Below are 10,841 nucleotides of genomic sequence, written 5' to 3' on the forward strand. Positions count from 1 at the left end.
CGTGAATATCTCCCATCGGAGCCTGGGGTCAAGACTAGACAGAACGTTTAACAGTTCGGATTATTAACTGATGTTGGTCAATGTATTGACAACCAAATGACAACGATGTCAAGGTCTGAAACGTTATAACCTCTCGTCGGACCCGGAGTCGGTATGCGTAAAGTGTCGATTCGCCGCATCAGTACCATGTTGAGCCTCACCGTGCTGGCCGCTTTGCTGCCCGCCGGTGCCGCACCAGTCCAGGCCGCAAGTGTGGCCGCGGCGCCGCCGCCCGGCGCGATCGAGGCGCTGAATCTGTCGCCCACGTCCCGCACGGTCCGCCCGACGGCGATCTACCGCACCACCGGCACGGTCGCCAACCCGCAGAACGTGCTGTCCGGCCTCGCGACGCGGATCACCGGCGCGAACTCGTCGGTCACCCTCGACTTCGGCAAAGAGGTCGGCGGCCTGGCGACCCTGTACTTCGGCGCCGCCAGTAACGGCAGCCAGCAACTGGGGCTGGCGTTCAGCGAGTCGTCGCTGTTCGTCGGCAACGACAGCGACACCAGCGCCACTCATGAGGGGCGCGGGGACGGCGCGCTCACCGCCGCGGCGCCCACGAACGGCACCTACACCATGCCGGCCCCATACCTGCGCGGCGGATTCCGCTACCTGACGGTCTTCCTGCGGACCTCCGGCTGGGTCGACCTGACCCGAGTCTCGCTGAACTTCACCGCCGCACCCGGCAAGGCCAACCCAGCCGACTACGCGAACTACTTCTACTCCAACGACAACCTGCTCAACCGCATCTGGTACGGCGGCGCCTACACCGTGCAGATGAGCACCATCGCCTCCAACCAGGGCCGGGCGTGGCCCGCCCCGGCGACATTGTGGAACAACGCCGCGGTGGCCGGGGTCGGCACCGCGGTGCTGTCGGACGCCGCGAAGCGGGACCGCAACGTGTGGCCGGGCGATCTGGGCATCGCAACCCCGACCGCGTACGCGTCCACCAACGAGCTGGAATCCAGCCGCAACGCCCTGACCACCATCTACAACATGCAGAACGCCTCCGGCGAGCTGCCCTACTCGGGCCCGCCATTCAACCTCTGGGGCTCGGACACCTACCACCTGTGGACCCTGAACGTGACGTCGACGTACTACACCTACACCGCCGACAAGGCATGGCTCGACAGCGTGTGGCCGAGGTTCACCCGCGCGATGACCTACATCATCAACAAGACCGACAGCAGCGGGCTGCTGAACGTCACGAACACCGCCGACTGGGCCCGCAACGGCCAGGGCGGGCTCAACATCCAGGCCAACGCCCTGATGTACGCCACCCTCACCGGCGCGAGCAGGCTCGCGGCGATCCAGGGAGACGGCGCGCTGGCGGCCACCTACGCGAGCAGGGCCGCAACACTCAAGGCGGCCGCGAACTCGCGGCTCTGGGACGCCGCCACCGGCATGTACCGGGACAACCCCACCAGCGGGATGTACCCGCAAGACGGCAACTCCATGGCGGTCTGGTACGGCCTCACCGACTCGACGGCGAAGAACACCAGCATCGTGCAGCGCCTCGCGCAGCGGTGGAACGCGTACGGTGCGACGACGCCGGAGTGGAACGGCGACATCCACCCGTTCCCCGGCTCGATGGAGGTCCACGCGCACTTCACCGCCAACGACGACCACACCGCCCTAGCGCAGATCCGCCGCACCTGGGGTCACATGCTCGACAGCCCGATCGGCACCAAGAGCACGATGTGGGAGGGGATCAAAGCCGACGGCGGGCTCGCCTACAACCCGTCGTTCATGAGCCTGGCGCACGGCTGGTCGACCGGGCCGACCTCCGCGCTGACCTTCGACGTCCTCGGCACGGCGCCGGAGACGACCATCGGGCAGTACCGCTTCGTGCCCCATCCCGGCGACCTCACCAGCGTCGAAGGCCGCATCACCATGCCACAGGGCGCGATCAACGCCGCCTGGTCGCGCGATCCGTCCGCGGGCACCTTCACCTCCCAGATCACCAGCCCGACCGGCACCACCGGCCGGATCGGCATCCCGAAGCTGACCGGCACCATCACGGTCTCCGTCAACGGCGCCGTCGTCTGGAACAACGGAACCTTCACGCCGCGACCTGGCATCGGCGGCGGCACCCAGGACGACGCGTACGTGTACCTGACCGGCGTCACCCCAGGCACCTACACGTTCACCGCGACCGGCCTGGGCAACCCGGCGCCACCCACCCCGACCGGAGGCGACCTCCCGGCCGGATTCACCCGCTGCGCCGCCGAAAACGGGCAATGCTCGTTCACCGGCACCCGCATGGTTGCCTACGGGGCCGGCACCTACACCTACAAGACGGCCACCGACAGCACCGCCTGCACCAACGCCGCCTTCAACGGCGACCCCGCCGCCAACCTGGTGAAGTCGTGCTACGTCGCGCCGCTCGGCGGCCCCAGCGGCTACACCCAGTGCGCAGCGGAGAACAACACCTGCGGCTTCACCGACACCCGCCGGGTCGCCTACGGCGCGAACGGTGCCTTCAACCACCGGATGCTCACCGGCGGCACCGCTTGCACCAACAACGTGTTCGGTGACCCGCTCAACGGCACCGCGAAAGCCTGCTACCTGCCGCCGGCCGGCGGCCCCACCGGCGGCTGGACCCAGTGCGCGGCGGAGAACGGCACCTGCCCGGCGGCGAGCGGCCAGCCCATCGCGTACGGCGCCAACGGCGCGTTCGCCTACACGACGGCCATCGGAAACGTCTCCTGCACGAACACCACCTTCGGCGACCCGATCGCCAACACGGTGAAGGCCTGCTACTCCCACACCGGTAGCCCCAGCGGCTACGGGACCACCTGCGCCGCCGAGAACGGCACCTGCACCTTCACCGGCCAGCAGACCGTCGCCTACGGCGCCCGCGGCAAATACCTCTACCGCAGCTTCACCTCAACCGCCGCGTGCACCACAGCCGCGTTCGGCAGCGACCCACTGCCCGGCGTGGCGAAGTCCTGCTACCTCACCCACTAACGGCCCGGCGGGCCGGTCCGACGTGACCCGACCAGGCGCGCCGGACCGGCCCGGTCTTTCGCTCGAGCGTGACGGAGGTCCACACCATGATGTATGCCAGCATCGCCCTCGCTGCCGCCGTTGTGCTCTTGTCTCACAGTGCCGGAGCGACCGGCGGATGATTGTTGGCAATTCGGTCGGTACCGCGCGGGCACCCGGCAGAAGACCATGGTGGCATGGCGTACCTCGTGGAATTCCCGCTCGCCGAAGGCGAGAGCATCGTCGTGGAGATGGGTGATGACCAGCTTGCCGGCTTCACCCCGGCCTCCGTCCAACCGGGAGCGGTGGTGGCGGTCGCGACCGAATCGTTCGAAGCCGCGGTCGATCGACTGATCCCGGCGTTGCGCGTTGTCGGCGAGCGGCTCAAGCAGTTGGCGCCGGACGAGCTGACGGTGGCCGTGGGAGTGAAGCTGACGGCGCAGGCAGGTGTCATCCTGGCCAAGACGGCCGGCGAGGCCAACTTCACGGTGACGTTGTCGTGGTCCGGTGAGTCCGCAAGATGACGGAGACGCCTGGCGTCGCGCGATTCCGCAACCCGCAAGGCGGTGCGGTCGGCGGCGGCGTCCTTGTCGTCGGCGATCTGGTGCTGACGTGCGCGCACGTGGTGAACGCGGCGCTGGGTCGGCCGCCTGACAGGATCGACGCGCCGCACGGCGAGCGCATCAACCTGGATTTTCCGCTGACCGGCGGGGGAACGGTGGAAGCGTCGGTGGTTGTGTGGTCCCACCTGTCCCGGCTCGGTCACGGCGATATCGCGCTTCTCAAACTCGCCGCCACGTCCGGCGCGACCCCGGCGGCGTTGTCGTCCACTTCGGCGGCGAGCGAAGATCTCTCGTTGTTCGGCTTTCCCCGCGGCCGGCCCGACGGGGTGTGGAAACGCGACATCGTATGTGCGGGGCCGATGGTCGGTGGCTGGCTGCAGCTGGGCGTGCGGGGTACGGGCGGCTACCGTTTCCAGGCCGGGTTCAGCGGCTGCCCCGTCTTCGATCCCGACGGTCGGGTCTTGGGAATCCTCGCGCAGGCGGAGAACGACCCGTCCGTTGATGTGGCGGCGTTCATCCCGGTGAGTGTGCTGTCGTCGGACCTGGCCGCCGCCGCAGGTCATCAGGTCCTTCCGATTCAGGCGGAGCCGACGGCTGTCGCCGATGCGACGACGGTGTTCATCGGGCGCACGCGCCGCGGCTCTCACCAGCCGATGCTGCTGACCGAGTGGGATGATTACCGGCGTGCCTTCGGGGAGCCGCTGGATCCGGCGGATTCGTACCTCGGCGCGGCGGTTCAAGGGTTCTTCGAGAACGGAGGGCAATTGGCGTACGTGGTCCGCACCGCGGACGCCGGCGCTGCGGTGGCATCTGTCAGCATCCCGACCACCGATCCCGGGCAGGCACTGATCGTGTCCGCGCGCAGCAGCGGCGCCTGGGCGAACGGGTTCCGGATCGAGATCGGCGAGGGGAGCCGGCGAGGCGTACGCGTCATCCTGTCGCCGCTGTCCGGGCAAGTTGAGGACTACGACAATCTGTCGACTCACCCCGATGGGCCCAATCCGCTCACCGACGCCGTGCGATCGGATCACGTCTCTTTCGCGTGGGCGACGGCGCTTCCCCCGGCCGCACCCGAGCGGGGCAGTTGGGCGTTGGCCGGCGGCGCGGACGGTGCTTCGCCGATCGACGATCAGATCGGGGACATCGATCAAACCCTACGCTCACTCGGCGAAGGACTGGTCTGTGTCCCCGACGCCGATCATCCCCGTTACCAGCCCGACGACCGGCGGGCGGCCCGGCAACGCCTGGTCCGGGCGTGCGAGGCGGCGCAATGCCTGGCCCTTCTGGGGTTAGGACCGGATGAACCCGATCTGGATAGCGCCTCCGCGGCGGCCTTCCACCCGCCCGTGCTGGTGCGGTCATCGAATGGCGAGAGGATTCCGGTCAGTCCGGTCGGGCATGTGGCCGGCGCCATCGCCCGTCACGACGCCGAAATCGGGGTGCACAGAAGCATCGCCGGCACGGCGGTGCGAAATGCTGTGGTGGCCGTACCCGTACCCGACGCCGACGTTCTGATCCGGCGGGGCATTAACCCGTTGATCACCGGCGTGGTCGGTTCGACGCTCGGTGCTTCGCAGACCTGCGCCGTTGAGGAGGACCGCCGTGATCTCGCGAAAAGGCGAACCTATTTGATGGTGTCCCGCGCCATCGAGGTGGGGACACGGTGGACCCTGTTCGAGGAGAGCAATGAGGCCACGTGGCAGAAAGCCGCCGACCAGGCGAAGGGATATTTGCACGGCTTGTGGGAGCGTGGTGTTCTCTCTGGCGCGACGCCGGATGAGGCGTTCTTCGTCGCTTGCGGTCGCGACACCATGACTCAGGACGACATCGACAACCGGCGCCTGATCATGCAGTTCTACCTGGCGGTCGTTGATTCGAAACCGACTGAAGGATCGATGTGACGATCGAATCTGCTCCGCCCCGTCGACGGCGCCGGGTCCGTCGGGCCTTGGCCGTTGCGGGCGTTCTGTCGTTGATTTCGGTGGTCACGACTTAGCCTACTGCGGACCACGCCATTCGACGGGCAGACGTTGGGCTGCGCTGACATCGGGATGGTCACCTGGAAGGGCTCCGATGCCCCTATGGCTTGTCAAGCCGTTGACGGGGCGGTGGCGAGGCTGAGTTGTTGGAGCAGTTGGTAGATCTCGCGGGCGATGTAACGCTTGAGGCAGCGGATGGCCTCGCGTCGGGTCAGGCCTTGGGTGGCGCGGCGGTCGAGGTAGTCGCGGGGGCCGTTGCATTGTCTGTTCGGCGAGCGCGACGACTTCCTTGGCCGCCGCTGGTCAGATGGCTCGAGCGAGTCCGGTGAACGCGGCGGCGAGTCTTGTGGCAGGCGGATTGTCGAGTGCGATGTCGTAATGGCCGCGTCGCAGATTCTGCACGAAGGCGTGCCCGGCGATGACCACTTGAGCGGTGCGATCGGTCTGGAGTCCGCGCATCGGTCGTAGCCGACGCTTGAGCCGGCCGTGATCGTGTGCCGTGCCAAAACTCGCCGCATGGCCTGTGACCTGCGGCTCGTTTGAACAGGTCAGGCGGCTCGTGAGTACTGGTTGACCACGCCACCGAGTACTCGTCGTCGCCGTACCGGTGCGTCGATCGAGACGACGATGGCCGGATCGTGATTCGGCGGGTGCTGGTCGACGCTCAGATGTGGCCGGTGCTGATTGAAGTGGCGCTCGTACGCGGCAAGGACGCTGCGAGCGTGCCGCTCGTTGTAGATCAGCACCCGGTCGGTGCACTCAGCGCGGGCGCTGCGGACCCACCACGGCCCGCCCCAAAACTCTACTCAAACGCCTGGTCAGCAGCGAAATCCTCAGCCAAACCGAACCTGGACTCTTCATCCTCGCCACCCCGGCCACCGAGCCAGCCGGCCCGTGGCCAGCAACCCTGACCCAGCGGCAAACCAAACGGGCTTTGAGCCGGATCCACCGGGGCGCGGCTGTCGGATAGGCGTTGTGTCGAACCTTCAACGGCCCGGTTCGCGGACCACGCCTCCGGACACGTCGTTGATCAGTGCTACCAGCACGGTGGTGGCGCGCTGGAAGACGGGCACGAGCGCCACCTCCCTGGTCCACAACTCCACCGACTTCGAACGACCGGCGTAGGTCAACTCGATCCGCGCCGCCGTCTCGCCGGGTCCCCGTTTCTTGACATGGTCCACGGCCCAGAGCCGGTCGTCGCGAAGTTCCGCCGTCACGCGGCCGATCTGTTCCGCGGTCAGGGTTCCGGAGAAGTGGTGTTCCTGCCGGCCGGCCGTCGCGGTCGAGCGCAACTCGAAGCCCCCGCCGGCGCCGATGTGCAGGTGGGTCCAATCGCCGGGCGGGGCGCCGATCGTGTAGGTGATGGCAGTGTCGGCGTGCTGGAACGGAAAACTGAGCGAGTCGGTCATCGTATGATCGAGATCCTCCTGCCGGGGAAGTATCTGTGCGCCCACGACGCCAGGAACGACAAGGCACGATCCTTGATCTCCAGGCGCAGGGCGTTCGCCGGGGTGATCTGTCCCATGATGGAGTCGTCACTGGTGACGGTGCGGCCGGGGTCGTGGGTGTCGCCCGGAGCGGGCGTGTACTCCTCGGGTGCACCGATCATGATATGGCTCAGCTCGTGGGCATGGGCAGCGATGTGGGTGTCCGCGGTGTCACCCACCTGGCCCAGCTCGTACCAGTCCGAACTGTCCTCGTTGCCGCTCGCGCGTCCGTTCCCGGCGTGCACGGTGACGGGGTACCCGGAACCTTCGATGATCTGGAAGGAGATCGGGTAGTCGCCGTCGCCCTGCTGAGGTCTCCCTATCGATGCTATCCGCAGGCGCCACTTGCCGCTGAGGTGCCGGGCGACAGCGGTCTGCACATCGGTCTTGAACGTGGCGAGCTGGGCGTCGGTCAACCCGCCGGCCTTCTTGAACTCGAAGTGTTTGGACAGGGTCAGCCCGCTGCGCGTGAGCGCCGCCCATGCGTGCCACTCGTTCCCCACGTACTCGGTCTCCACGTCGCTCTCGCCGAGGAGGCCGGACCGCAGCATCTTGTCGACCGTGGCATAGTCGTCGCTGCTGAGATCGGACCGCAGGCTGTTCATCAGAGCGGTGTTGGCGGCCACCGCGGCGAGCTCGGCGGCCGGCGTCATCCGGATGACCGCCGCAACCGCCCCATAACTCGTGCCCTCCTCGAGCATCCAGCCGAGTTTTGTCCCCAGGTCGAACGCCAGGTCGATGACCGCGTGGTACATGGTGTCGTTGCTGCAGATGTCGACGAACCGGTCGCGCCACGCCGTCGTCTTGAGAACGTCACGGTCAGCCTGCGAGGCGGCCCGGACCAGCCCGGCGATCTCGTCGTAGTCGATGTCCGACCACTTCCCCGCCGCCTCCTTGACCCACTCCAGAGCCTGCCACAACGGAGCGCCGAGATTCTTGACCGCCCGCACCATCTCGCCGTTGTTGAAGGCGTCGGCCAGTGGGGTCGCGTAGCCGCCGGCCAGAACGCGCGCTTTGTCAGGCGCCGACAAGCGGCCGAGGAGGTCGATCACGCGGTCCTCGTCGACGTCCGAGTGCGCGAGCGCCTCGTCCAGCTGAGCGATCGTCGCCGCGGCCGCAGGCGGCCCGGGCTGCCGGGCGATCAGCCGCGAGGTGGCGCCGTTGCCGCCCGCTGCGGGCGCGTACCCACCAACCAGCGCGGGCACCGCGCCGCGGGCCGCGACGACAGCATCGGCGATCGCGTCGGCCTCCCGCTCGGCGAGTGACTCCGGCTCGCTGACCGAGATCGCACTGGTCGCCGGAGCCGGCGGGCCCGCGTGATGTTGCAGGGTGTGGGCGACCTCGTGAGCAAGCAGCCGATATCCGGCCGGCGACTCGGGGCGGAACTCGCCCTGGCCGAAGTAGACATCGGAGCCGACGGTGAAAGCGCGGGCGGAGACATCAGCCGCCCGGTCGGCCGCCGTCGCCCCCGTGTGCACCCGGACGCCGTCCATGGACGTGCCGAATCCGCCTTCCAGCTCCTGACGGACACCAGCAGGGATCGGCCGCCCACCGGACGGCAGCCGGTCGGTGAATCCGTCGGGCGCCGGCGTGGGGCCGACGGCGGAGCGGAAGAGCCGAGCCGTCGCCGCATTGCCGCCGGGGACCAAGGTCGCTCCCGGACGGTCACCGTCGTTGACAGCGCGGTCGTCGGACGCCGGGCGGGAGGGGCTACGCGCTCTTTCAGCCACACACTGCATCGTGGAACGGACCGGCGGACGCCACTAGCAGATAACGGCGGTCCATCTGCCGGATATACGACGGCCCGGCTCAACAGGCGACGGCTTCAGCGAGACACGATGGAACGCCCCGACCAATGCTTCCCCGAACCCCCACCAGGTCGCCACCTTGCAGTCGGTTGTGGACGCGCTCGCCGATCCGCCGCTGCCGACGAGGTCGAGACCCTGCTGTGACGTGAGCCGGTGCCGTGCGTCAGACGATGAACTGAAGGCTGGCATCGAACAAACTCCGAAACACCTCAACGGCGCCCGCAGGCTCTCGTTCACCGGCAGCCTCCGGCAGGCCACCGCTTCACGATCGGCACGACCCTGCGCATGATGTCGCCTTCATCAGTTCGAAGGAGATCTTCGTAGTCGATCTGCTCGTCGAATACGCCGGCGTCGAATGATGTAGCGGCCTGCCAGAGTGGATGACGCTGGACTGGAAACGGGCCGGACTCTTCATTCCGCGTCACCCTGACTGACGTTCGCCATGCCGTGAATCTCGATCGCCTCGCAATTGATGGTGTGGCCGAATCGCATAGTGCGGACAGCGGCGGGCATCTGATCGATGCCCGCCGCAGTCGCGGTCCTTCGTCCGTCGGCGATGTCTGTCACCAACGGTTCATCGCACGCGGATCTCCGCGATGTCCAACGGGTTGGAGCCGCCATACCACCAGACCCGGAACTCCAGGCTGTTGTCGGCCGACGAGACCGTGAACGGCAGGGTGAAACGGATGAATCTGTCGTAGGTGCCGTCGACGGCGAAGCTGCCGGCGGTCAGGATCGTCGGCGGGACGATCGACGTGCCGGTCCGTGCGTCGTACACCTCGATGTTGGCCACCTGGGTGCCGGCGGCCGGGTTGTTCGACCGCATCACGAACTCTGCGTTGTACGAGCCGGGAGCGAAGGTCTGGTTCGGCCCGAACGACATGTGGCCTGGACTGCTGGTGCCGGGCACGGCCTGGAGCAGCCCGGTGCTGGTCCGGACGTAGTTTCCCGCGGCGGGCGTCTGCAGCGGCGCCTGCCCGGCCAGGGCGGTCTCCAGGATCGTCTTGGTCAACTGCTTGAGCAGCCCGTCCGGGCCGGTCAACGACAAGCCCTGTTCCTTGGCCAGCCGGACCAACTCTGCCGCCGCCTGGGCCTCCGCCGACGGCTCCGGCTTCTTCTTCCTCGGGGTCACATCGTCCAGTGTCGCCGTCACAGCACGCCACCTTCCTCGCCGGGCTCCGCCCGGCGGATCAGGCCGGAAACACCTTTAGATCCACAGCCCCGCGGCCTCGACCTGACCGTGACGCAACGCCTCCCAGCGGTGTTGGCGTTCGCTGCCGACGCGGGCGCGTTCGCGGCGCTGGGCGGCCAGGACGTCGGGGTGGCGGGCGTTGGCGTTACGCCAGCGCAGGTATCGGTGCGGGTGGTGGCCCAAAGCGGCGTGGGTTTGATGGTCGGACACGAAAGAGCCGGGCGCGGTGATCGCCGCCCGGCTCTTTCGAGGTGGTCAAGCCACGTTGATCACGTGAGTGCGGTGAAGCCCTGCCAGCCGGTGCCGATCCGCACGGGGGCGTTGACGGAGGCGTCGGTGGCGATGCTGCCGTTGCCGGGGTAGACGGTCAGGGTGCCGTCGGCGGCGCGGGCGATGATGTCGTCGACGGTGTCGTCGTTGAGGTCGCCGACGGTCAGTGCGGTGAAGCCGTGCCAGCCGGTGCCGATCCGCACCGGCGCGTTGACGGTGGCGTCGGTGGCGATCACGCCCTTGCCGGGGTAGACCGTCAAGGTGCCGTCCCCGGCGCGGGCGATGATGTCGTCGGTCCCGTCACTGTTCAGATCACCGGTGGTCAGCGCCGTGAAGCCCTGCCAGCCCGTGCCGATCCGCACCGGCGCATTCACCGTCGCGTCGGTGGCGATCACGCCCTTGCCGGGGTAGACCGTCAGCGTGCCGTCCCCGGCGCGGGCGATGATGTCGTCGGTCCCGTCACTGTTCAGATCACCGGTGGTCAGCGCCGTGAAGCCCTGCCAGCCCGTGCCGAT

General features: G+C 67.9%; 8 protein-coding genes and 3 pseudogenes. 3 read left to right on the forward strand and 8 right to left on the reverse strand.

What is annotated here, in order from left to right:
* The first annotated feature begins 186 nt into the window (after positions 1 to 186).
* The 3 genes from ACZ6TI_RS13995 (at position 187) to ACZ6TI_RS14005 (ending at position 5,491) form a co-directional block, all read left to right on the forward strand.
* Positions 187 to 3,009: an alpha-L-rhamnosidase-related protein gene (locus ACZ6TI_RS13995; RefSeq protein ID WP_465345409.1), complete on the forward strand. Its 2,823-nt coding sequence runs from the start codon at positions 187 to 189 to the stop codon at positions 3,007 to 3,009.
* 215 nt (positions 3,010 to 3,224) lie between these two features.
* Positions 3,225 to 3,551, forward strand: a complete 327-nt coding sequence (locus ACZ6TI_RS14000) for a CU044_2847 family protein (RefSeq protein ID WP_465345410.1) — start codon at positions 3,225 to 3,227, stop codon at positions 3,549 to 3,551.
* Positions 3,548 to 5,491 (forward strand): trypsin-like peptidase domain-containing protein, encoded by a 1,944-nt coding sequence (locus ACZ6TI_RS14005; RefSeq protein WP_465345411.1) that lies wholly within the window; start codon positions 3,548 to 3,550, stop codon positions 5,489 to 5,491. Before ACZ6TI_RS14000 ends, ACZ6TI_RS14005 begins: the two co-directional genes overlap by 4 nt.
* Before the next feature lie 381 nt (positions 5,492 to 5,872).
* Here the strand turns inward: ACZ6TI_RS14005 and ACZ6TI_RS14010 are convergent.
* From ACZ6TI_RS14010 to ACZ6TI_RS14045, 8 genes and pseudogenes are all read right to left on the reverse strand, one after another.
* Positions 5,873 to 6,061: pseudogene (locus tag ACZ6TI_RS14010) on the reverse strand (DDE-type integrase/transposase/recombinase); the annotation flags it as partial.
* Positions 6,062 to 6,117: 56 nt separating this feature from the next.
* Positions 6,118 to 6,333, reverse strand: a pseudogene (locus ACZ6TI_RS14015) (integrase core domain-containing protein); the annotation flags it as partial.
* Between the two features lie 222 nt (positions 6,334 to 6,555).
* A complete protein-coding gene (locus ACZ6TI_RS14020) occupies positions 6,556 to 6,978 on the reverse strand; it encodes a hypothetical protein (RefSeq protein ID WP_465345412.1) in 423 nt (140 codons plus the stop codon).
* The gene (locus tag ACZ6TI_RS14025; RefSeq protein WP_465345413.1) at positions 6,975 to 8,786 is read right to left on the reverse strand and encodes an eCIS core domain-containing protein; all 1,812 of its coding nucleotides are present in this window, start codon (positions 8,784 to 8,786) and stop codon (positions 6,975 to 6,977) included. The genes ACZ6TI_RS14020 and ACZ6TI_RS14025 overlap by 4 nt, the downstream gene beginning before the upstream one ends.
* A 489-nt stretch (positions 8,787 to 9,275) precedes the next feature.
* Complete coding sequence (locus ACZ6TI_RS14030; RefSeq protein WP_465345414.1) at positions 9,276 to 9,431, reverse strand: hypothetical protein; 156 nt, start codon at positions 9,429 to 9,431, stop codon at positions 9,276 to 9,278.
* Between the two features lie 415 nt (positions 9,432 to 9,846).
* A pseudogene (locus ACZ6TI_RS14035) lies at positions 9,847 to 10,017 on the reverse strand (IS256 family transposase); the annotation flags it as partial.
* Between the two features lie 54 nt (positions 10,018 to 10,071).
* Entirely contained in the window at positions 10,072 to 10,266 is a 195-nt protein-coding gene (locus ACZ6TI_RS14040) for an integrase (protein ID WP_465345458.1), read from the reverse strand.
* Positions 10,267 to 10,325: 59 nt separating this feature from the next.
* The coding region (locus ACZ6TI_RS14045; RefSeq protein ID WP_465345415.1) for an FG-GAP repeat domain-containing protein at positions 10,326 to 10,841 on the reverse strand (516 nt) is incomplete at its 5' end.

Source organism: Actinoplanes sp. NPDC051388 (assembly GCF_055586225.1).

Excerpts from the sequence above, each read along its gene's own strand:
- ACZ6TI_RS13995 (WP_465345409.1), top strand. The coding sequence starts at position 187 with ATGTTGAGCCTCACCGTGCTGGCCGCTTTGCTGCCCGCCGGTGCCGCA.
- ACZ6TI_RS14020 (WP_465345412.1), bottom strand. The coding sequence starts at position 6,978 with ATGACCGACTCGCTCAGTTTTCCGTTCCAGCACGCCGACACTGCCATC.
- ACZ6TI_RS14000 (WP_465345410.1), top strand. The coding sequence starts at position 3,225 with ATGGCGTACCTCGTGGAATTCCCGCTCGCCGAAGGCGAGAGCATCGTC.
- ACZ6TI_RS14005 (WP_465345411.1), top strand. The coding sequence starts at position 3,548 with ATGACGGAGACGCCTGGCGTCGCGCGATTCCGCAACCCGCAAGGCGGT.